At 58.8% G+C, this 20758-nt stretch carries 22 protein-coding genes; 16 read left to right on the top strand and 6 right to left on the bottom strand.

Features of this window, described 5'->3' with window-relative positions:
* Window positions 1-32: 32 nt before the first annotated feature.
* From NE547_RS00775 to spoIIID, 9 genes are all read left to right on the top strand, one after another.
* Entirely contained in the window at window positions 33-1019 is a 987-nt protein-coding gene (locus NE547_RS00775) for a thiamine pyrophosphate-dependent dehydrogenase E1 component subunit alpha (protein WP_186907439.1), read from the top strand.
* On the top strand, window positions 1019-2083 hold the full coding sequence (locus NE547_RS00780) for an alpha-ketoacid dehydrogenase subunit beta (protein ID WP_186907438.1): 1065 nt from the start codon (window positions 1019-1021) through the stop codon (window positions 2081-2083). Before NE547_RS00775 ends, NE547_RS00780 begins: the two co-directional genes overlap by 1 nt.
* 62 nt (window positions 2084-2145) lie before the next feature.
* On the top strand, window positions 2146-3147 hold the full coding sequence (locus NE547_RS00785; RefSeq protein WP_186907437.1) for an NAD(+)/NADH kinase: 1002 nt from the start codon (window positions 2146-2148) through the stop codon (window positions 3145-3147).
* A gap of 14 nt (window positions 3148-3161) precedes the next feature.
* On the top strand, window positions 3162-4529 hold the full coding sequence (gene lpdA, locus NE547_RS00790; protein WP_186907436.1) for a dihydrolipoyl dehydrogenase: 1368 nt from the start codon (window positions 3162-3164) through the stop codon (window positions 4527-4529).
* 200 nt (window positions 4530-4729) lie between these two features.
* Window positions 4730-5533 carry an electron transfer flavoprotein subunit beta/FixA family protein gene (locus NE547_RS00795; protein ID WP_186907435.1) on the top strand — a complete coding sequence of 268 codons (804 nt, stop codon included), beginning with the start codon at window positions 4730-4732 and terminating at the stop codon, window positions 5531-5533.
* Window positions 5534-5546: 13 nt separating this feature from the next.
* Window positions 5547-6551: an electron transfer flavoprotein subunit alpha/FixB family protein gene (locus NE547_RS00800; RefSeq protein ID WP_256174502.1), complete on the top strand. Its 1005-nt coding sequence runs from the start codon at window positions 5547-5549 to the stop codon at window positions 6549-6551.
* A 390-nt stretch (window positions 6552-6941) separates the two neighbouring features.
* Window positions 6942-7742, top strand: a complete 801-nt coding sequence (locus NE547_RS00805; RefSeq protein ID WP_256174503.1) for an MBL fold metallo-hydrolase — start codon at window positions 6942-6944, stop codon at window positions 7740-7742.
* A complete protein-coding gene (locus NE547_RS00810) occupies window positions 7702-8685 on the top strand; it encodes a lipoate--protein ligase (RefSeq protein ID WP_186907432.1) in 984 nt (327 codons plus the stop codon). Before NE547_RS00805 ends, NE547_RS00810 begins: the two co-directional genes overlap by 41 nt.
* 78 nt (window positions 8686-8763) lie before the next feature.
* Entirely contained in the window at window positions 8764-9015 is a 252-nt protein-coding gene (gene spoIIID, locus NE547_RS00815; RefSeq protein WP_256174504.1) for a sporulation transcriptional regulator SpoIIID, read from the top strand.
* A 573-nt stretch (window positions 9016-9588) separates the two neighbouring features.
* On the opposite strand, the gene NE547_RS00820 is transcribed toward spoIIID, so the two are convergent.
* The 6 genes from NE547_RS00820 to NE547_RS00845 form a co-directional block, all read right to left on the bottom strand.
* Window positions 9589-10545 (bottom strand): sugar-binding transcriptional regulator, encoded by a 957-nt coding sequence (locus NE547_RS00820; protein WP_256174505.1) that lies wholly within the window; start codon window positions 10543-10545, stop codon window positions 9589-9591.
* Window positions 10546-10756: 211 nt separating this feature from the next.
* A complete protein-coding gene (gene ptsP / locus NE547_RS00825; protein ID WP_256174506.1) occupies window positions 10757-12391 on the bottom strand; it encodes a phosphoenolpyruvate--protein phosphotransferase in 1635 nt (544 codons plus the stop codon).
* Between the two features lie 14 nt (window positions 12392-12405).
* Window positions 12406-12663, bottom strand: a complete 258-nt coding sequence (locus tag NE547_RS00830) for an HPr family phosphocarrier protein (RefSeq protein ID WP_186907428.1) — start codon at window positions 12661-12663, stop codon at window positions 12406-12408.
* A 23-nt stretch (window positions 12664-12686) separates the two neighbouring features.
* Window positions 12687-13004 (bottom strand): PTS sugar transporter subunit IIB, encoded by a 318-nt coding sequence (locus NE547_RS00835; RefSeq protein WP_186907427.1) that lies wholly within the window; start codon window positions 13002-13004, stop codon window positions 12687-12689.
* A gap of 129 nt (window positions 13005-13133) precedes the next feature.
* Entirely contained in the window at window positions 13134-14615 is a 1482-nt protein-coding gene (locus tag NE547_RS00840; RefSeq protein ID WP_186907426.1) for a PTS transporter subunit IIC, read from the bottom strand.
* Window positions 14616-14769: 154 nt separating this feature from the next.
* On the bottom strand, window positions 14770-15222 hold the full coding sequence (locus tag NE547_RS00845; RefSeq protein ID WP_186907425.1) for a PTS sugar transporter subunit IIA: 453 nt from the start codon (window positions 15220-15222) through the stop codon (window positions 14770-14772).
* A 477-nt stretch (window positions 15223-15699) separates the two neighbouring features.
* Between NE547_RS00845 and NE547_RS00850 the strand changes: the two genes are divergently transcribed.
* The 7 genes from NE547_RS00850 to NE547_RS00880 all read left to right on the top strand — a co-directional run bounded on the left by NE547_RS00850 (window position 15700) and on the right by NE547_RS00880 (window position 20418).
* Window positions 15700-16647 carry a phosphotriesterase gene (locus NE547_RS00850; protein WP_186907424.1) on the top strand — a complete coding sequence of 316 codons (948 nt, stop codon included), beginning with the start codon at window positions 15700-15702 and terminating at the stop codon, window positions 16645-16647.
* Window positions 16648-16665: 18 nt separating this feature from the next.
* Window positions 16666-17115, top strand: a complete 450-nt coding sequence (locus tag NE547_RS00855) for a hypothetical protein (protein ID WP_256174507.1) — start codon at window positions 16666-16668, stop codon at window positions 17113-17115.
* 105 nt (window positions 17116-17220) lie between these two features.
* A complete protein-coding gene (locus tag NE547_RS00860; protein ID WP_186907422.1) occupies window positions 17221-17871 on the top strand; it encodes an orotidine 5'-phosphate decarboxylase / HUMPS family protein in 651 nt (216 codons plus the stop codon).
* A 35-nt stretch (window positions 17872-17906) separates the two neighbouring features.
* On the top strand, window positions 17907-18734 hold the full coding sequence (locus NE547_RS00865; RefSeq protein ID WP_186907421.1) for a BtpA/SgcQ family protein: 828 nt from the start codon (window positions 17907-17909) through the stop codon (window positions 18732-18734).
* Window positions 18735-18757: 23 nt separating this feature from the next.
* Complete coding sequence (locus NE547_RS00870) at window positions 18758-19465, top strand: ribulose-phosphate 3-epimerase (protein WP_256174508.1); 708 nt, start codon at window positions 18758-18760, stop codon at window positions 19463-19465.
* 10 nt (window positions 19466-19475) lie between these two features.
* Window positions 19476-20126 (top strand): class II aldolase/adducin family protein, encoded by a 651-nt coding sequence (locus NE547_RS00875; protein ID WP_256174509.1) that lies wholly within the window; start codon window positions 19476-19478, stop codon window positions 20124-20126.
* Between the two features lie 61 nt (window positions 20127-20187).
* Window positions 20188-20418, top strand: a complete 231-nt coding sequence (locus tag NE547_RS00880; protein ID WP_186907418.1) for a hypothetical protein — start codon at window positions 20188-20190, stop codon at window positions 20416-20418.
* Window positions 20419-20758 lie beyond the last annotated feature (340 nt).

Here is a 20758-nt window from a genome sequence, read left to right on the forward strand (position 1 = left end):
TCCGCCCCTGAATCAGAAAGGAGTATCGTGATATGGCCTACAGCAAGGAACAACTCGTTGAGATGTACAAAATCATGCAGAAGGCCCGTCTGTTCGACAAAAAGATCGCCACGGAAAGCAAAAAAGGCAAGCTGGTGGGCATGTTCCACTTCGGCACCAACCAGGAGGCCCTGGAAGGCGGCCTCATGCCCTGCATCGGCCCCGATGACTACATCAAGCCCTATCACCGCAACCACGGCTGCCTGTCCCTGTGCGATATGAAGCTCTACGTGGCCGGCATGCTGGAGCGCACCACCGGCTACAACATGGGCATCGGAGGCGACTATCACCAGCAGGACATCCGGGATCTGCACCTGCTGCCCATCGACGGCCTGATCGGCGCGGACTGGCTCTACGACACCGGCGTGGCCATGGCTCTGAAGCTGCAGAACAAGCCCGGCGTGGTGGTCACCATCAACGGCGACGGCGGCGCCCAGATGGGCGGCCTGTACGAGTCCATGAACTTCGCCTCCCTGTTTGACCTGCCCATCGTGTACGTCATTGTCAACAACGGCGTGGCCATGACCACCCCCACTGAGAAGGAGTGCAAGTGCTCCGAGATCTCCGGCCGGGCCGCCGGCTTCAACGTCAAGGGCGTCAGCGTGTGGGGCCAGGATCCCATCGCCATCCGGGAGGCCATGGAGGCCGCCATGGAGGGGGCCCGCCGCGGGGAGCCCGCGCTGCTGGAGATCATGACCTACCGCAAGTGCGGCCACTACTTCGGCGACCCCCGGGAGTACGAGACCCCCGAGCGGGACGCCCGCATGACCGAGAAGTACCCGGATCCCATCGTCCGCTTTGAGAAAGTTCTGCAGGAGATGGGCGTGTGTACCGAGGAGGAGCTCAAGGGCTACGCCAAGGAGGTCAAGAACGAGATCGCCGAGGCCTTCGAGTGGGCCTATCAGCAGCCCCGCCTGACCGGCAATATGACCAAGGGCGCCGACAAGATCTTCTCCAACACGGAAGGAGGAAAGCTGTAATGAGACATGTCAGCTATGCGCAGGCCCTGGAGGCCGCGGTGTTTGAGGAGATGCAGCGGGACTCCAAGGTCTATTACATGGGCGAGGACGTGGGCGTCTTCGGCGGCGCCATCAGCAAGATGTACTCCCTGTTCCAGACCTTCCCGGAGCGCGTCATGGACATGCCCCTGGATGAGAAGGGCTTCACCGGCATCGCCGTGGGCATGGCCTGGATGGGCCTGCGTCCCATTGTGGAGTTCATGTACCCCGACTTCCTGGTGCTGGCCATGAACGAAGTGGCCCACGGCGCCTGCAAGGAGTACTGGCTGTCCAACCAGAAGGTCCCCGTGCCCATGGTCATCCGCTCCGCTCAGGGCATCGGCTCCCAGTGCGGCGCCCACCACTCCGAGTGCATCGAGGGCTGGATGATGAACTACCCCGGCCTGAAGATCGCCGTGCCCACCTTCCCCGAGGATGCCTACGGCATGATGAAGTACGCCATCCGGGACAACGACCCCGTGCTCTGGCTGGACTGCCGCACCACCATCTACACCGAGGAGGCCGACATCCCCGAGAAGGAGAAGGACGCCCTGATCCCCTTCGGGAAGGCCCGCGTCCGCCGGGAGGGCACCGACGTGACCATCGTGGCATGGCACAAGCTGCTCAAGGACGCCCTGGCCGCCGCCGACGATCTGGAGAAGCAGGGCATCTCCTGCGAGATCATCGACCCCCGCACCCTGATCCCCTTTGACATCGAGACGGTTCTGGCCTCCGTGCGCAAGACCGGCCATCTGGTCATCGCCCATGAGGCCAACGTCCGCGGCGGCTTCGGCGCCGAGATCGCCGCCCAGGTCACCGAGCGGGAGGCGGGCGCCCTCAAGGCCCCCATCGTCCGCGTGGGCACTCCCAACACCTACATCCCCGTGGGCATGGTGGAGTGGCAGATCGTCCCGGACAAGATGGACGTGATCCGCGCCATCAAGAAGACCCTGGGCCGGGATCTGCTGGAAGAGGAGAAGGGCCAGGTGGAAGTGGACGGCGTGGCGGAGCTGAAAAAGAGCCGCCCGAAGAACGACGAAGCGTAAATGAAGGATTTGGGGCAGGGCGGGCATGCCGGCCCTGCCCCATCTTTGGAGGGACGACGTCTATGCCTTTGATCGGAATCGCCTGCAATCCCCAGTCGGGCAAGGACATCCGCCGCCTGCTCACCGCGGCCACCACCATCGACGACATGGAGAAGCTGAACATTCTGGAGCGGATTCTCCTGTCGGCCGCCGCGGTGGGGGAGCAGAGCGTCTGCCTCATGCCCGACCGGCTGGGCTACGGCCGCCTGCTCCTCCAGAAGCGGAACTCCCGCGGCTACCCAGGGGATCTGTCCCAGCTGGAGATCTACGACATGGACCGCACCGAGACCCAGGCAGACACCATCTTCTTTGCCTCTGAGATGGAGCGCATCGGGGCGGACGTGCTGATCGTCATGGGGGGCGACGGAACCAGCCGGGCCGCCGCCAAGGGCACCCGGAGGGTGCCGATGATCTCCATGTCCACTGGTACCAACAACGTCTATCCGGAGCTGATGGAGGGCACCGTGGCCGGAATGGCCGCCGCGGCGCTGGCCGGGGGCATGGTCCCCGCGGCGGAGTGCGCGTCGCCGGCCAAGTGCATCGAGATCTGGAAAAACGGGACGCTGGTGGATCTGGCCCTCATCGACCTGGTATTCTGCCGCAACCCCTTTGTGGGCTCCAGAGCCATCTGGAACTATGAGGAGATCGACCAAGTGGTGGTCACCCAGTGCTCCATGGCCTCCATCGGCTTCTCCTCCCTGGTGGGGACGGCGCTCCGCGTCACCCGGGAGGAGGACTGCGGCGCCTCGGCGGAGTTCACCGACGGCGCGCCCAACACGCTGGCGCCGGTGGGCGCCGGCACCATCCAGGGCGTACACATTCAAAACGTCCGCCGCCTGCCCCTGGGGGAGCGGGTGACCCGGACCATGACCTACCAGGGCACCCTGGCCCTGGACGGCGAGCGGGAAATTTTCTTCCAGCCGGGGGATGTGATCACCTGCGCGGTCACCCGCGGCGGCCCGATGCGGGTGGACGCGGCCCGCGCCATCGAGTACGCCCGCACCCACGGCTGCTTTCAGCTATGACAGGAGGAACATGCATGAGACAGTATGAAGTTGCGGTCATCGGCGGCGGCCCCGGCGGCTATATCGCCGCCATCCGCGCCGCCCAGCTGGGCAAAAAGACCGTGCTGGTGGAGAAGCGGGACCTGGGCGGCACCTGCCTGAACCGGGGGTGCATCCCCACCAAGGCCCTGCTGCACAGCGCCGAGCGCTATCAGCAGCTCAGCGGCGCCAAGGCGCTGGGCATCACGCTGGGAGAGTATTCCTTCCAGTATAAGAAGATGGCAAAACGCAAGGACAAGGTGGTCAAGCAGCTGCGCAGCGGCGTGGAGAACCTGGTGGCCGGCCACGGCGCCGACCTGGTCCGGGCGGAGGCGGTGCTCACCGGCCCCCACACCTTCCGGGCCGGGGAGGAGGAGTTCGAGGCCGAGCGGATTATCCTGGCCGCCGGCTCCGTGCCCGCCGCCATCCCCGTGCCGGGGACCGACAAACCGGGCGTGCTCAACTCCGACGGGGTGCTGGCCCTGGAGGAGTGCCCCGAGTCGGTGGTGATCATCGGCGGCGGCGTGATCGGCGTGGAGTTTGCCACCCTGTTCCGGGATCTGGGCAAGCCGGTGACCATCGTGGAGATGCTGCCCTCCATCCTCTACGGCAACGACTCCGATGTGTGCCGCACCATGACCGAGCTGCTCACCGACAGGGGCGTGACCATCCACACCGGCGCGAAGGTGCTGGAGATCCGGGACGGCCTCACCTGCGTCTTTGAGAAGGAGGGGCAGAAGCTGACGGCGGAGGGCGCGGTGGTGATCCTGGCCACCGGTCGGAAGCCGGACACCGCCGCCCTGGGACTGGAGGCCGCGGGCGTGGCCACCGAGCGCGGCTTTGTCCTGGTGGACGACGAGCTGCGCACCACCGTGCCCCACATCTTCGCCATCGGCGACCTGACCGGCAAACAGCAGCTGGCCCATGTGGCCACCGCGCAGGGCATCGTGGCCGCCCATAACGCCGCTGGCGCACACCGCACGATGCGCTATGACGCCGTGCCCGGCTGTATCTACACCACGCCCGAGATCGCCTGTGTCGGGCTGACCGAGGAAAAGGCCGCGGCGGCGGGACATCCGGTGCGCGTGGGCAAATTTAATGTGTCTGGCAACGGCCGCAGCCTGGCCATGGGCTGCCAGGACGGCTTTGCCAAGCTGGTGGCGGACGCCGAGACCGGCAAGGTGCTGGGCTGCCATATCCTGGCGCCCCACGCCACGGAAATGATCGGTGAGATCGCCCTGGCCATCCAAAACGGGCTGACGGCCGGGGCCGTGTCCGATACCATCCATGCCCATCCCACCGTCAGCGAGATCCTTATGGAGGCGGCCCATGACGTAGAGGGGCTGTGCTGCCACAAGCTTTGATCCGGTGCGGGAGGGCGGGGACATCCAATGCCCGCCGGAAGCGTCCGGCCGGCCGCGGATCCGCTCCGTCCTCCGCCCGGAAGGCGGCTTTCCCCGATGAGCGCCCTCAAAACGGCGTCTGCAGGCGCGCCGCCTTCGGATGAAAACCGTCCGCCGTTTTCATCCGGCATTCGTATCAAATCATTCAGGGAGGAAACAACATGAACGTGCTTGTCTGTGTCAAGCAGGTGCCGGATACGACGGAGATCAGGATCGATCCGGTGACCAACACTCTTATCCGGTCGGGCGTACCGTCCATCGTCAACCCCTTCGACGGGTATGCGCTGGAGGCCGCGGCCCGCATCAAGGACCGGGACCCCGACGCCAAAATCGTGGTCCTGTCCATGGGCCCCGAGCAGGCCAAGGCCGCGCTGAAGGAATGCCTGTCCATTGCCGCCGACAAGGCCTACCTGGTTTCCGACCGGGCCTTCGGCGGTTCCGACACCCTGGCCACCAGCTACATCCTCTCCGAGACCATCCGGAAGGTGGAGGAGCTGGAGGGCAGATTTGACGCCATCTTCTGCGGCAAGCAGGCCATCGACGGCGACACCGCACAGGTGGGCCCCGAGATCGCCGAGCACCTGAACTATCCCCAGGTGACCTATGCCCTGGAGGCCGAGGCGGAGGGCGATCGGCTCAAGGTGAAGAAGGAAGTGGAGGAGGGGGCCGAGATCATCGGGATAAGCATGCCCTGCGTGGTGACCTTCACCAAGCCCGCCTGGGATCCCCGCTACCCCACTATCAAGCGGAAAATGGCCGCCAATCGGGCCGAGATCCCCACCCTCACCGCCGCCGACCTGCCCGCCATCGACCTGACCCGCGCCGGTCTGAAGGGTTCCCCCACCAAGGTGAAGAAGACCTTCGTGCCCCAGAAGAAGACCGGGGGCGTGAAGATCAGGGAAGCGTCCAATGAGGATTCGGCCAGAAAGCTGTTCCAGCTGCTGAGCGACAGCAACGTGATCTGAGGGGGAAAAAACGATGGAAGCAAAAACGAAAGATCTCTGGGTATTGATCGAGACCGATCCGGACGGCAGCGCCAAGAACGTGGGTCTGGAGCTGCTGACCCCCGGCCGGGAGCTGGCCGGTAAGCAGGGCGGCACCCTGGTGGCCGTGGTCATCGGCAGCAAAACGGACGCGGCGGTAAAGGCCGCATCGGAGCATGGCGCAGATCGGGTCATCGTGGTGGACGGCGCGGAATACGCACACTACTCCACCGACGCCTATACCGCGGCCCTCTATGCCCTGGTGGAAAAATACGGCCCCACCAGCATGCTGATCGGCGCCACCAACAACGGCCGGGATCTGGGCCCCCGCCTGTCCTGCCGGCTGAAGACCGGCCTGACGGCGGACTGTACCGCGCTGGACATCGATGCGGACAGCGGCAACGTTGCCTGGACCCGTCCCGCCTTCGGCGGCAACCTGATGGCGACGATCCTCTGCCCGGACCACCGGCCCCAGATCGGCACGGTGCGCCCCGGCGTGTTTAAAAAGAGCGAGACCGCACAGGGCAAAGCGGAGATCCTTCGGGAGACTATTTCTGTGCCCGCCGAGCAGATCCGCACCCAGGTGTTGGAGCTGATCCGGGACCTGGGCGGCCAGAACGTGGACCTGGAGGGCGCGGAGATCATCGTCTCCGGCGGCCGCGGCGTAGGCGGAGCGGAGGGCTTTGCTCCGGTGCGCGCCCTGGCTGAGGCGCTGGGGGGCGTGGTCGGCGCCTCCCGGGCGGCGGTGGACTCCGGGTGGATCGCCCACGCCCATCAGGTGGGCCAGACCGGAAAGACCGTGGGGCCCAAGCTGTACATCGCCTGCGGCATTTCGGGCGCCATCCAGCATCTGGCCGGTATGAGCGGTTCCGACGTGATCGTGGCCATCAATAAGGACCCGGACGCCCCCATCTTCGACGTGGCCGACTACGGCGTGGTGGGCGACCTCTTTGAGGTCCTGCCCGTACTCACGGCCGAGATCCAAAAGCTGCGGGCGTAAGCACAGCCCCACGGAAAAGAGCAGCGGCAAATCCGCTGCTCTTCAGCCTGTCAAAAAAGGCCAAAGGCCTTTTTCGACAGAGGGATACATGACGGACAGGGCTCGATTCTGGCAGAAAAGTCGCCCTGTCCGTCATGAAAGGTGTCATTTCCGACGCACGTGTCGCCGGAAATGACGGAGTTTCCTTTCCTTCCGTCGCCTACGCACGACTCAACTCTGCGAGGCTCTTCTCCAGGAGGGTTTTTCGACAGCCTGAGAGCAGCGGCAAATCCGCTGCTCTTTTTGTATCATTTTGATACCATCGTCTCCTTTTTAGCCGTAAAAGGGGGCTATCCCGGCGCAAAAGTTGGCATATGGATTGCTCTTTTAACAGGATCGGAGGGATGGCGTATGCACACCGCAATGTTTCACTCGGTCAATTCGGGGCTCTTTTTCTGCGACGGCAAAAACGGTCTGCTGGTCGATGGGATCCATCAGGGCCGGGAAGAGGGCTGTTCGCCCATGCCGGATTTTTTATCCCTGCAGCTGCGCAAAAATACCGGCCTGTTCGCCCACCTGACCGGCGTGCTCTTTACCCACCTGCACCACGATCATTATGATGAAGAAGGCCTTGAGTCCCTGCTGCACGGGCGCCCCGATCTGCCGGTCTATGGTCCGCGTCTGCGGCGCGGCGGCGCGCTGGTGCGTCCCATTCGCGCCAATCTGCGCACCGTCCGCATGGGCGGGGCATATATCTTGGCCCGGGATACCCGTCACGACGGCGCGCGCTACCGGGAGGATCCCCATCAGTCCTACCTGATCCGCATGGGCGGCGAGCGCTTTTTCGTGGCGGGAGACGCCGCCCTCCGCCGTGCAGACGCGGCAGACTTTGCCGGCTTCTACCCGGAGCCGGTGTCGGCAGCTTTTTGCAACCTTTATCAGCTGGCCTCTCCGGAGGGACTGGACTTTCTCCGCGCCCTTGCGCCGGAGCGGATTTTTTTGTATCACCTGCCGTTTCAGGCGGACGACCGCTATCACTACCGTCAGCTGGCCCGCCAGGCGGCCCGGGCCTGCCCGGCCGATCTGCCCCGGCCGGAACGGCTGGAGCACATGGCCTGGGTGGACGGGCGGGCAGCGGATTGGGAAAACATACGGAAAGGAGCCGAAAACAATGGTCTATCTGGAGTCGCACAGCACGGATCCCTACTTTAATCTTGCCCTGGAGGAATATATCTTTGAACACATGGACCGGAGCAGGCAGTATTTCCTGCTCTGGCAAAACGACCGTACCATCGTAGTGGGCAAGTATCAAAACACGGCGGAAGAGATCAACCAAAGCTATGTGGAGGCCCACGGCATTCGGGTGGCCCGCCGCCTGTCCGGGGGCGGGGCGGTCTACCACGACAAGGGAAATTTGAACTTTACCTTTATTGTGGATCAGGCGGACAACGCCGACTTCAACTTCAACGTCTTTGTCGTCCCGGTCCTGCGTGCGCTGGAACGGTTTGGGGTAACGGCTGCGTTTAACGGACGAAACGACCTCACCATCGACGGGCAGAAGTTTTCCGGCAATTCTCAGTATGCCCGACACGGCCGCCTGCTCCACCACGGCTGCATTATGCTGGACTCCAACCTGACCAACGTGGCCGACGCTTTGAAGGTCAAACAGGCCAAATTTGATTCCAAAAGCGTCAAATCCGTCCGCAGCCGGGTGACCACCATCAACGCGCACGCCCCACGCCCCATTTCCATGGAGGAATTCAAGGCTGCGCTGCGCGCCGGTATCCTGGAGAGCGATGGTCTGGAGCCCCGGACCCTGACGCCGGAGGAGCTGGCCGCTGTAAAACGGCTTCGGGACGAAAAATATGCCACATGGGAGTGGAATTACGGCCGTTCTCCCGCTTACCACATGCGCCGTGAGCGGAAATTCAGCGCGGGACTGGTCACCATCTTCCTCCAGGCCGAGGAAGGCAGGATCAAAAGCATCCGGTTTTACGGTGACTTTTTTGGAAACGGCGACCTTGCCGAGCTGGAAGAGGCAATGGTATCGCTCAAGCTGGATCAACATCTGGAAAAGGCCCTGGAAAACTGCAGGATCGGCGAGTACCTCAACGGGATCACCGCCCATGATATCGCGCAAATGCTGCTGTACTGATCGTCCCCACCCACATATCTCCCCGTTCTGGCGCATATAAATCTGCCAGTGAAGAAACATTGCGGGGAGTGTTGCTGTTTGAAAGGGAACATCGAGGAGCGCGCCTGTCAGCTGGCGCTTTACATCATAGAAAACAAAGCGACGGTGCGCACCGCGGCCCAAAAGTTCGGCATCAGCAAATCCACGGTACATAAGGACCTGAGCGAACGTCTGCCCGCGTTTAACAGGCCCTTGTATCTCCAGGTCAAGGGCGTGCTGGAGGAAAATAAGGCGGAGCGGCATATCCGCGGCGGCATCGCCACCCGCAAGAAGTATAAGGGCGAGGAATAAAAAGGAACGTCTGCCGTCATGCAAAGAGATGGCGTACCACAAGGGAACGGTTGACGGCATCGCAGCGACACGGCGGGCACACCGGCGTGTCGCCGTATTTTTCCCCCGCCGCGGCAAAAGAGACTGCCTGCGTTTCTGCCGGCCCGGCGCCGCCTTTCCATCTGCCCGTAGCGGCGTCAGCGCCCCATAAACGGCTGAAAAGGGAAAAGGGACCGCCCTGATCGGAGCGGCCCCCTTTTCGTTATCCGTTCTTATTGCGCCTTTCCCCGTTTGATTCTTGGATCCTCACTGTCTTCCGCAAAATACCTGCAATGGGGGCATAAATGAGATCCCGCAGAACCGCTTCCGTGAATGAACGCACAGCATGCGAAAACAACCCGCCCGGAGGGAGGCCGTTCTGGACCGCATAAACGAAATCGGCCCCAAGCAAGTGCATACCGGCGTGGACGCCCGACGCGGACCGGTACACAGTGGAGGCAACAGCCCCGCCTCCTGCGCTGCGGGCGCCTTGTAATTAATTATAAAGAAAGCTGCGCTTAGCGCGCCCCCAACCGGGAAAGCGGCCGGTACCGCTTATGTCGGCCGTTCCAATCCGGACTCGCTGTCCAGCGTCAGCAAATGCCGCGCAATTTTAGAATTTGTGATCAACACGTTGCACAATCCGCCCCGCAGCGCACCCAAGATCGCTTTCATCTTAAACCGATCATTTGCAATGCAGATCCGGTTTTCAGCCGTTTGAAAGATACTGCGCTTTGGGATAATCATGCGGTCATAAAGCGGGGTCTCGATAATAGCGCCATTTATATCAAAAAAATAACCCCACATACAGCCAACCGCACCGTTTTTCATCAGCGGCGCCACGTTTTTCTCCCCTATATGATCGGTCCAGTAAAGCAGCGTATCCACCCCGCTGATAAACGTGTCCACTTCCTGATGCACCCGAAAAATCTCTATGGCTGCATTGCGTTTTAGCAGCAACTGCCTGCTCTCTTCATCGTCCATCAGGTACGGCAGAAACAATCGTTTCATTTCGCACCCGTACAACACCGCCACCTGCTGCATCGTGTACATCTCGTCCACTGTTGGGTTGCTCGTATTTTCCAGCGATCCGGCCAGTTGCACGACCTTCATCCCAGGCAGCGTACGGTGCGGTTTTAGATTCTGAACCGTGGTGGCGACCGTTTTTCCGTGGGAGACGGAAAGGACACTGTGCTCGTTCAGGATGCTGGACAGATAGGATGCTCCCATACTGCATACGCTGTCAAATTCCTCCTGGATTCCAGAGTTTTCCGAGTAGGCCACCAATACGTCTTTCAATGAAAAGCGATCCCGAAGTATCTTTTCTAAATTATGGTGATTTTCAAAGGACGGTTTAATGATGATCTCCACAATCCCAAGGGCTTTCGCCTTTTTAATCAGCCTGGATACCCGGGAACGGGAAACATATATTTTGTCGGCGATCTCCTGCTGCGTCAGGTCTTGATCGTAGTACATCCGGGCAACCTCTACCAGCAAATCTATATCCTTCATGCGGCTTCCCTCCTTGCAAAGGCAGTGCTGAAAGGGTGAGTTTAAAAAATCACTTCTGAATCATTTTAATCTCTAGCACCTTTAATTTCAAGGGCAAGCTGACAGAAACCGCTGGAACAAGCTGGCTTTCGGGCAAAGCAAACATAGGGCAGAGCCTCCGCGGGCGCGTTTGATGCAAGCGGAGGCTCTGCCTTATAAAATAAAAGCTGCGCTATAGCGCGGTCGTGTCCAATTGGGTCACTGCCCTGCGTATTTCCAAGACTTTTCCCGGAACGACAGACAGCTCCCGGATCCCTGCCTTTGCATAGAAGGGCAACAGCTCCGTCTTCGCTGCCGACTCCCCACAGATTCCGCACCAGATCCCATGTGCAGCAGCGCTCTTCGCGGTATGGGCGACCAGCCGCAGAACCGCTTCATCGCCATAGTCAAATAACGCCGCCACCTTCTCATTGAGCCGGTCGGCCGCCAAGGTATACTGTGTCAGGTCATTGGTCCCAATGGAGAAAAAGTCCACCTCGGCAGCAAACCGGTCGCTCATGATCGCGGCCGAGGGCACCTCTACCATCATCCCAACCTCAATGTTCTGGGAGAAGGGGATCCCCTCCTGTCTCAGTTCCTCCTGGCACTGCTTCAGCACGGCCTTGGCCCTGTGCAGTTCCTCCAGCTTGCTGATCATGGGGAACATGATGGCCAGCGTGCCGTACACAGAAGCGCGCAGCAAAGCCCGTAATTGCGTACGGAACACATCCGGCTGGGCAAAGCACAGCCGGATGGCCCGGCAGCCCAGGGCCGAATTCTCCTCGTGGGGCAGCGGCAGATACGAGGGCACCTTGTCCGCCCCAATGTCCAGGGTGCGTACTACCACTCTTTTGCCGTTCATCCTGCGGAGGACTTGGCTGTATGCGTCGACCTGAGCCGCTTCATCCGGGAGCTCCGCTGCGTCCAGGTAGAGGAATTCACTGCGCATTAGTCCCACGCCGTCCGCGCCCTGCGCCAAAGCCGAATCGGCGTCCGCGACACAGCCGATATTGGCACACACCTCGATCCGCACGCCGTCCCGCGTAATACTTTCCTTGTCCCGAAAGGCCCTGAGGTCCTCCTGCTCTTTCAAATAGGCCGTACGGCGCGCTTCACAGGTCTGAAGCGTCTCTTCGTCCGGGTCCAGGATAACCCTTCCCCGGCTCCCGTCCACAATCACGGTCCGTCCATCGGATAGGGCATCCATCAGTCCCGGCACCCCCACCACTGCGGGAATCCCCATGGTCCGGGCTAAAATGGCCGAGTGGGAGGCGTAGGAGCCCTGCTCCGTCACAAACGCGAGCACATGACGCTTTTCCAGCTGCATGGTGTCGCTGGGAAGCATATCTGCAGCGGCGATCACCCTAGGGGCGGTCAGCGCCCGGCCCGCTCCCTTGCCGGACAGAACCGCCAACAGGCGCTGGCACAGATCTCTGACATCGGCGCTTCGGGCCTGCATGACTTCGTCCTCCAGGGAGGAAAACATTTCGGCAAACTCGGTCGCAGTGCACGTTACCGCATACTCGGCCGTATATCCCTTTTCATAAATATTGATGGAAATAGACTCCAGCCAGTCCAGGTCCTCCAGCATCATCTTATGGATATGAAAAATCTGAGCGGCAGACTCCCCCGCATCCCGGACGGTCTTTTCATACAGTTTCTCCAGCTGTTCCCCGGCCTGTTCCGCCGCTTGTTCGAATCGCCGGTGCTCCTGCTCTGCAGTCCGGGCCGACTGCGTGGAGAAGGCCGCTGTCTCTGGTCTTTCATACAGGAAAACCGGCCCGGTAACGAGGCCAGACGAGGCCGGTATCCCGGTCATGATCTCCATATGCTGCGGCCCCCTTACAGTTCTTTGGCGCAGAACTCCTCCAGCGCCCTGGCCGCCGCCGTTTCATCCGGCCCCTCCACATTTATTCGAAGCTCCTGTCCGCACTTAGCCGCCAGCTTCATTACGGCAAACAGACGCTTGGCGTCGGCGCTCTTCCCATTGGCGGATAGCTGAATCGTACAGGAGAAGCCCTGGGCCAGCTTGACCAGCAGACCTGCCGGCCTGGCATGAAGTCCCTCGGCATCCCGGATCACATAAGTAAATTCTTTCATGGCGCTTTTCTCCTCCAGCCAGGTCAGGCGCCGGCCAGGGTGTCCAGCCAGAGCTTCGTCTTCTCCTCGATCTCTGCCTCGGACATAATGTTTTTCAGGGGGATCACATAGGCTCCCTTTTGTTTTGCCGCAGCGAACTGGGGCTCCAGCGCCACGCCACAATAGACCACGTCGTATTTCTGACCGATGGCCTTTCCCACCGACACGGTGTTCGCCTCCACATTGCATTTCAGCCCCAGCTTGGTAAACACCCGTTTGACCTTCAGGCTCACCAGCTGGCAGCAGCCGTTGCCAGCCGCACAGCACGCCAGGATATTAAACTTTTTGCTCTTGACGTCCATCTGTCTCACTCCTCCGACATGATTTGTCTTTCGTGCGCTGCATTTTACGCGGTATTTTTAACAGGGAGGGAATCCCACGGCCGATCCGGCCGTGGGATTCCCGATCCAAAAAAGGGGACCTGCGGATTCTTATAAATCCTCCCCCATGACCTGCTTGTACTGTTCCCAGTCCTCGGCGGCCAGCCAATATCCCTTCTTGTTCTTAAGATACTGAATCTGTGGGATTGCCAGCATGATGACCAGGACCAAGGCATATCCGGCCCATCCGAGATACTTCCAGATGGGGGAGAACGCCGCCAGGGTAATTGCGTTGTCCACCTGGAAACCGACCCCGCCGTACTGGGCAAAGCCGATGGTGCACGCGGCGATCCCCGCCAGGAATACGTCGGCCACCGCCACGCCGATACAGGAGACCACCAGGGCCTTGATACCGCCTCTGTGATGGGCGAAAATACCGACGGTGGCGCTGTCGAACATCATGGGGACAAACCCGACCAGGCACACGAAGGGCAGGCCGAGCAACATGCCGACCGTGGTAAAGAGGGTCATGGTCAGGGAACCCACCAGGAAGCTGATGGTAATGACCGAGCCGTTGGTTACAAAGCCGTAGAAGGCGGCGCAGTCGATGCCGGGCAGGGTGTTGGGCAGGATCTTTTCGGAGATACCGCTGAAGGCCACGGTCAGCTCAGCAACGAACATCCGCATTCCGGTCAGCAGGATCACCAGGTAAACGGGGAACTTGCCGGCGGTGTGGAAGATATACAGGGCAAAACTTGTGCTTTCAGTGAGGCTGGAGTCGATGGCCATCATACCGGGCTTTCCGATCAGGGAAATCAGCACGGCAAAGTAAATCAGCATGACGATAAAGGAGGACACATACATATCGTTGAAAATGGACAGGAAACCGGGCATCTCCATATTATCGAACTTCTTGACTTCCTTACCCTTTTTCCTGGCCTTGCGCTCCAGGTACCGGCCATACTCATAGCCGATGCGGTCCAGGATCATCTGGGTGTGCCCCACGCACATATTTGCGCCGTCGGTCAGATCCTGCGCGGGTTCCACCGTTAAGTTGGAAAGCACGCACCACTTTACCGCCAGGAAGAGGCCCACCGCCAGAATAACGGTGAAATCGTTCATCAGGGGGAACATGACCAGAAGGATCGGGACCATGTCGATGGCCTGACCGGACAGGATGTGCGCCTGGATAATAAGGGACCGGCACTTTGTGTACTTCTTCAGCAGGACCAATAGGATTGCAAAAATAAAGCCTGCCGCCATGGAAGCCATCTGCAGGCTGGTGGTGCGCCCAAAGCCCTCCAAAATGGCGGTTAGGGTCCCTGCGCCCAAGGAATCGTCATTGACGAGCAAATTCATGCCCAGGACGTTTCGCATCCCCATCATAATGGGTTGGAAGGCGTTGTACAGTCCGCCGGTGGCCGTCTGATAGACGATATAGCCGATATAGGCCTTCAGGGCGCCCATAATGGACTCCAAAACGGGGCGCTTTGTCAGCAGCTGGCCGATCAGGACCAGCACCATCATAAACATAGCTGCTCTGTCAAAGAAATTGTACCAGACCCAGCTCAATACGGATATGACGTTCTCCATATTCTCCTCTTCTTTCTTTTTGCAGTTTTCTCTGTTTTGGGGGTACCAAAATAATCTCGGTCCTTTTAACTGCCTGTGAGGGAAACTATGGGACTTTTTCCTCCTTTCCCCGGCCGGAATTTGATTCTATCATTTGAAAAGCGAAGGGAGTGGCTCAGCCCAACAGCTTTTCAAAATCCTGGGAACTTTTTGCGTTCAGCAAAGCGGTTATGGTTTCTTCATCATCAAAAATATCCGCTAATTCCATGACCGCATCCAAGTGGGCGTTCAACTCGCAGGCTGCAATGGTAAAAAAAAGCTCCGCGCCCATGTCGGGGTCGTTCTTATCATACCAAACGGGCTGGTTTACCTTTACAAAACAGATCCCCGGTTTATGGACAAGCTCCACCGCCTTGGAATGGGGCATACAGATATGGGGCGCCAAAAAGATGTAAGGTCCGTTTTCCTCCACATTGTCAATGATGCTGTCGGCATAAGCCGGCTCTGCCATGCCGGCTCGCACCAGCGGCTGAACAGAGGCCCTGACCGCCTGCTCCCAGGTCGTAAAGCATTCGTGTACTTCAAACAGGCCCTTTTGATACAGGCCTTTTAAATAATCAAGCTTCATGGCGCGCTCGCTCCCTTCAAATTACCCGTGAAGGCGGCATGCCGTCTCCACAATGGCCTCTTTCCGTTACACACAGTTCAGAAACCATATCAAGTTTGAGGCACTTTTTGAACATTGTCAATCATTTCGGGCCAATTGAATCACCTGTGCAGCTTGCTCATTTGTGCAGCTATTCTCGTTAAAATCACCATAATAACCGTCCGCTTTTTCACGTATATCGCAAAAAACAACGCTGGCCGCCGGATTTTTGCACAATTACGCGTATTTCATTTCAAAAATTTTCTTAAAACCGCCCCATCCGTTCCCTCGCCCCGCCGGAAGGCGAACGGTTGTGAAAAACACACCAAACAGCTTGAGTTACCCGCAAAATTTTTATATACTTGCGACGAACAGAGGAGCAAAATCCCGGCCGATTCACTTTTCAGCGCTGCTTCGCTGTCCAAAAGTGGCTATATCTTTATCTGGAGGTCTTAGAAAATGGGAAAAGTAAGAACCGTTCTGGGCGACATCGACTCGTCTGAGCTAGGGTTCACAATGGCCCATGAGCACGTGATCCATTGTCCCCGCGGCCTGTTCGCGCCGGACAATGAATGGGCCCTGCGCAATTTCAATATCCAGCTGCAGATGGTAAAAGACTATAAGTCCATTGGCGGCGGCTGCCTGGTGGACGCCATGTGCCGCGATCAGGACGGCCGCGCGCCGGCCTACCTCAAGGTCATCTCTGAAACTACCGGCGTCCATATCATTGCCGCTACCGGCGTTCCCTTCGACTATCCGGGCGACCGTGAGCCGCTGATGGACCTGTCCATTGTCTGGAAGGATAAGGATGTGGATGAGATTGCCGCCGGTTACGTCAAGGAGATCACAGAAGGCATGAACGGCACCACGATCAAGGCCGGCTGGATCAAGGCCGGCACGCAGTACTGCTACGCCACCCCTGGTGAGGTCAAGGCCCTGAAGGCCGGCGCCCGCGCCGCTATTGCCACTGGCTGCCCCATGCACACCCATACCGACGGGGGCTCCTTTGCCCTGGAGCAGTTGGAGATCGTCCTCAACGAAGGACTTCCTGCCAATCAGTTCGGCATCGCCCACATTGACCGCAATCCCGACTACTGGCTGCACAAGAAAATTCTGGAGACCGGCGCCTATTTGATCTACGACGGGCCGGGCAAAGTCAAGTACTATCCCGATTCGGTCCGTGTGGACCTGCTGCGCCGCCTGGTGGATGACGGGTTCGGCAAGCAGATCATGCTCAGCAACGATATGGGCAAGAAGAGCCATCATCAGGCCTATGGCTATGGTCCCGGCTGGGGCTTTATTAAGCAGAAGTTCATTCCGCGTCTGCTGGACGAAGGCTTCACCCAGGAGACCGTGGATGACTTCATGATCAATAATCCCGCCCGGTTCTACTCCATGAGAAAATAAAAAGCGAGGGATCTTAACATGGGAAGCAAGCGCGGTCACCACAGACATCAGGATACCCGACAGAGTGAGGCGGCACAAGCGCGTGTGCACACCTCTCCGGACGATCCGGACGCGGAGGAACTGGACGTATGGCAGCCGGAACGGCTCTCTCTCTCAGATGGATTAAAAAAGAGTTCCACTCTGACCAAGGGGCTGTATCTGCTCATTCTGTGCGGGACAGCCTACCTGAACGTTACGGCCTGGCAGCAGCTCCCAACCCAAATCGACCTGAGGACCTGGTTCGGCTTTTCCTCTGTTACGGTCCCCAGCGCCGCTTATTGTATCGTGACCTTTCTAGTCATCGTCTATCTGGTCTATCGGGATATTGTCAACCGTTCGCTGTCCAGGCGGAAGCTGTTTATCCCACTCATTTTTTATATGGGCAACTATTTTATGATCGAATATTTGCTGGAGTCCCTGGTGGCCTGATTCCCATCGGATCGAACCCCGCCCCACCACCAAGCGGCCTGCCTGCCCGCAAGCCGGCAGGCAGGCCGCTTTTCTGTTTAAAAATTAAAAATAAGAGAGGCAAATATGAAAGCACCTTATTTACAAATCGCTTTAGATAACGAATCCCTGGAAGATGCGTTTCGTACCTTGCAGGGCGGTCTTGGAACTGAGGCAGACATTATCGAATGCGGCACTATGCTTATCCTGATGGAGGGGATGCGCGCCGTTCGGATCATGCGGGCCTGTTTTCCGGACAAAATCATGGTCGCTGACGCTCAGCTTTCCGTAGCCCATTTCGGTCCGAAGGTTTTGGCCAGTCAAGTCCAGTATGTAACTATGTTTTCCCCTGCCCGCAATGAAGTCAAGGCCGCTGTCCTGGAGCAGGCCCGGGCAAACGGACAGGATGTGCAAATTGAACTCTACGGCGACTATGGCGCCGGTTGGACGCTGGATGATCTTAAAACCTGGAAGGAAATCGGCATCAAGCAGATCATCTACGGCCGCCCCAGTTCGGCCAGCGGTCCCTGGACTTGTGAGGATGTAGAGTTTCTTCAGAAGCTATGTAACATGGGCTTTGAAGTCACAGCCACCGGCGGTATTACCTACGACGACTTGGATATGTTGGCCGGTCTGCCTCTGTTTGCCGTCATCTGTGGCCGCTCGATCCGCAATGCAAAGGACCCGGCCGCGGAAGCCCGACGCATCAAGGCACGTATGCAAAAACTGTGGGCCTGACCTCAGGAAAAAATCAGCGAAAAAGGTGATATGCTATGTGGACTGACGATATGTTTGGCGTAAAAAAGCCGATTTTTACCATGCTGCATTTGGATCCCCTCCCGGGCGATCCCCGGTTTCATTACGGCCACTGCATGGAGCGCGTGGTCGAACACGCCCGCGCAGACCTCCATGCGCTTCAGGACGGCGGTGTGGATGGTATTATTTTTTCCAATGAGTTCAGCCTGCCCTACGAACGGCACATGAGCTTTGTGACGCCGGCCGCCATGGCCCGCGTCATCGGCGAGCTCAAGTCGGAGATCTGCGTTCCTTACGGCGTGGACTGCATTTCGGACGGACTGGCGGCCATTGAGCTGGCGGCCGCCGTGGACGCAAAGTTCATCCGCGGCACCTTCAGCGGAGTCTACGTGGGTGACGGCGGACTTTACAACAATGATTTTTCCCATTTGCTGCGCCGTAAGGCTGCGCTGCACTTGGATGAGCTGAAGATGCTGTACTTCATTAACCCCGAATCCGATCGCAATCTGGACCCGCGCCCGCTGGTGGATATCGCCAAATCCACGATCTTCAAGGCGCATCCCGACGGGCTTTGCATTTCCGCCAATGCGGCCGGGCAGGATGTCGACGACGCCCTAATCGCCAGCGTGAAGAAAGGCGCGCCTGACGTGGTGGTCTTGTGCAACACCGGCTGCCGCCCCGATACCATCGAGCAGAAGCTCTCCTCCGCTGACGGCGCGGTGGTAGGCACCTATTTTAAAGAGGGCGGTCGTTTGGAAAACGACCGCCTGGAGAACGTACGTGTGGATGTCAACCGTGTCAAAGAATTTATGGACGTGGTAAAGGCGCTGCGCGCAAAACGGTAAGGCGCAGAGAAAGGACGCTCGACATGAAACGAATCATCCCTTCCGCCGCCTCAGCCAATCAGCTTTTCCTGGCAGAGGAGTTGGGCGCCTTCCCGAAGGATACGCCCCTGCATATTGATATTGAGGATGGCAATTTCGTCAATAATATCACCTTCGGAATGCGTACTGTGCGCTCCATTGCCGCCCTGTTCCCCAATCCCCTGTGCTTTCATTTTATGGCCAAAAACCCCAGTCAATATTTTGGGGAAATCGCCAAATGCAACGCGCGGGAGGTGGCAGTCCACTTTGAGGAATTGCCCTATCCTGCAGAGGAACTGTGCGCCCTGAGGCAGTTGGGCCTGATCCCCGGACTGGCCATCAATGTAAAAACCCCGGTGGAACAGGTGGCTCCCTTCTTTGAGTACATTGACTTTTTGCTGCTCATGACCATGGACTGCGGATTTGGCGGCACCAATGGACTCGGCTTCTGCGGGGCCAGCCACGACCGCATTCGCACCGCCAGAAACCTGCTTCCCGCCGGTAAAGAACTCTGGGTGGACGGCGCCATGGATGAGACCGAGATGGGCAACTGCTTCCATCTCGGGGCCGATGCGGTCATCGCCGGACGGCTCATCTTTCCGGAAAAAAAGGCGCAGGAAGGCTCTGCCCGCCGGGCCTACCTTCCAAGCGAGCGCGAACACTCGCCCGCCGAACTGCTGGCCCGTTACACAGATCAGTATTGTCTGAAATAAGGTGATCGTTATGTATGAAAAAGAAAAGCAGTCTCTGATCGACTGCGCTCTTGAACTGAAACGATGCCGCCTGATTACGCTGTGCGGCGGAAATGTATGTGTTCGCCTGGCGGACGGCAATATTGCCGTGACCCCCTCCGGCCTGGATTATGAAATTATGACGGCAGACGACATTTGTATCGTGGACTCTATGGGGAAGCGGGTGGAGGGTCACCGGCGGCCCACCTCCGATCTGGATGCCATCCTCTTTATTTTTCAGAAAATGCCCGGGGTGAATGCCACGATTCATACCCATCAGCCTTGCGCTACCGCGCTTGGCCTGATCGCGGACGTCTTTCCTGCCTGCCTGGTTTCCCAAATCGACGCCTTGCAGGGCGATGTCCCCGTGGCTCCGTTCACTCCCTCTTCCGATAAGGGGATGGGAGAGTTGACCGTGCAATATGCCAATGGTTCCAATGCGGTGATTCTTCGCAGCCATGGCGTGATGGCGTTCGGTTCCTCCCTCCAAATTGCCCTGTATGCAGCGGTCTATCTTGAGGAGGCTGCGCAAACCTATCTGACCGCCCTGGCCACCGGCCGCCAGGTCCAGCCCCTTTCCCCGGAAATGGTCAAGGCTGAATTGGGCGAGCCGGATTCCTGGGCCAACTATCTTCAAACGTAATTGACTTGCGGCGACTTTGACGCTAAACTTTAAATATCATCAAACAAATGAGGGCTGCGCTATGGAATGGAAACTGGGGAAGCTGATCAAAAATAGGACTTATAAGCTCTGGGGCGTCAACCTCTTTGATTATGAGTGGACCGACACCGGAGAGACCGCGTATCTGAAAGATTATACCGATGGGATCCGAAAGAATTTCAAAGTATATTCCATTGAGGTTGGCGGGGAAACTCATTATTTCGCCGCAATGGAGCGGGGCGCTAATACCTGGCTCTTCTTTATCGGCCAATAGATCTACCTTGTCTGTTGCGCTTTCTCCACCCGGATCTGGCTTGAAAAATCGAAATTGGTCAGACACAAACGAACATGCCGCAGGCTATAGCCTGCGGCATGTTCGTTTGTTGACACACTTTTCCGAGTTCGCCGCCCGCAGGCTGCCTTCAAGCCCGCACCGCTTTTTGCCTCTGTTACAGGGCGCAAAAGCGCACCAGCACGGCCGCCAACAGGTCGTGTCAAGATTTTTTCGCACTTTAGTTTGCAAGCTCTGGCATGAATGGAGTCAGCCGGCAATGGAGGCATCCTCAATGGCGGCCTCCAGGTGCTTCATATTCATGTACTTTTTGTTGCCCCAC

Source organism: Flavonifractor sp. DFI.6.63 (assembly GCF_024462255.1).
GTDB lineage: Bacteria > Bacillota > Clostridia > Oscillospirales > Oscillospiraceae > Lawsonibacter_A > Lawsonibacter_A hominis.

Bases quoted from the DNA above. Each gene is read 5' to 3' on its own strand.
- NE547_RS00775 (WP_186907439.1), top strand. From the start codon at position 33: ATGGCCTACAGCAAGGAACAACTCGTTGAGATGTACAAAATCATGCAG.
- NE547_RS00780 (WP_186907438.1), top strand. From the start codon at position 1,019: ATGAGACATGTCAGCTATGCGCAGGCCCTGGAGGCCGCGGTGTTTGAG.
- NE547_RS00785 (WP_186907437.1), top strand. From the start codon at position 2,146: ATGCCTTTGATCGGAATCGCCTGCAATCCCCAGTCGGGCAAGGACATC.
- lpdA (WP_186907436.1), top strand. From the start codon at position 3,162: ATGAGACAGTATGAAGTTGCGGTCATCGGCGGCGGCCCCGGCGGCTAT.
- NE547_RS00795 (WP_186907435.1), top strand. From the start codon at position 4,730: ATGAACGTGCTTGTCTGTGTCAAGCAGGTGCCGGATACGACGGAGATC.
- NE547_RS00800 (WP_256174502.1), top strand. From the start codon at position 5,547: ATGGAAGCAAAAACGAAAGATCTCTGGGTATTGATCGAGACCGATCCG.
- NE547_RS00805 (WP_256174503.1), top strand. From the start codon at position 6,942: ATGCACACCGCAATGTTTCACTCGGTCAATTCGGGGCTCTTTTTCTGC.
- NE547_RS00810 (WP_186907432.1), top strand. From the start codon at position 7,702: ATGGTCTATCTGGAGTCGCACAGCACGGATCCCTACTTTAATCTTGCC.
- NE547_RS00820 (WP_256174505.1), bottom strand. From the start codon at position 10,545: ATGAAGGATATAGATTTGCTGGTAGAGGTTGCCCGGATGTACTACGAT.
- ptsP (WP_256174506.1), bottom strand. From the start codon at position 12,391: ATGGAGATCATGACCGGGATACCGGCCTCGTCTGGCCTCGTTACCGGG.
- NE547_RS00830 (WP_186907428.1), bottom strand. From the start codon at position 12,663: ATGAAAGAATTTACTTATGTGATCCGGGATGCCGAGGGACTTCATGCC.
- NE547_RS00835 (WP_186907427.1), bottom strand. From the start codon at position 13,004: ATGGACGTCAAGAGCAAAAAGTTTAATATCCTGGCGTGCTGTGCGGCT.
- NE547_RS00840 (WP_186907426.1), bottom strand. From the start codon at position 14,615: ATGGAGAACGTCATATCCGTATTGAGCTGGGTCTGGTACAATTTCTTT.
- NE547_RS00845 (WP_186907425.1), bottom strand. From the start codon at position 15,222: ATGAAGCTTGATTATTTAAAAGGCCTGTATCAAAAGGGCCTGTTTGAA.
- NE547_RS00850 (WP_186907424.1), top strand. From the start codon at position 15,700: ATGGGAAAAGTAAGAACCGTTCTGGGCGACATCGACTCGTCTGAGCTA.
- NE547_RS00855 (WP_256174507.1), top strand. From the start codon at position 16,666: ATGGGAAGCAAGCGCGGTCACCACAGACATCAGGATACCCGACAGAGT.
- NE547_RS00860 (WP_186907422.1), top strand. From the start codon at position 17,221: ATGAAAGCACCTTATTTACAAATCGCTTTAGATAACGAATCCCTGGAA.
- NE547_RS00865 (WP_186907421.1), top strand. From the start codon at position 17,907: ATGTGGACTGACGATATGTTTGGCGTAAAAAAGCCGATTTTTACCATG.
- NE547_RS00870 (WP_256174508.1), top strand. From the start codon at position 18,758: ATGAAACGAATCATCCCTTCCGCCGCCTCAGCCAATCAGCTTTTCCTG.
- NE547_RS00875 (WP_256174509.1), top strand. From the start codon at position 19,476: ATGTATGAAAAAGAAAAGCAGTCTCTGATCGACTGCGCTCTTGAACTG.
- NE547_RS00880 (WP_186907418.1), top strand. From the start codon at position 20,188: ATGGAATGGAAACTGGGGAAGCTGATCAAAAATAGGACTTATAAGCTC.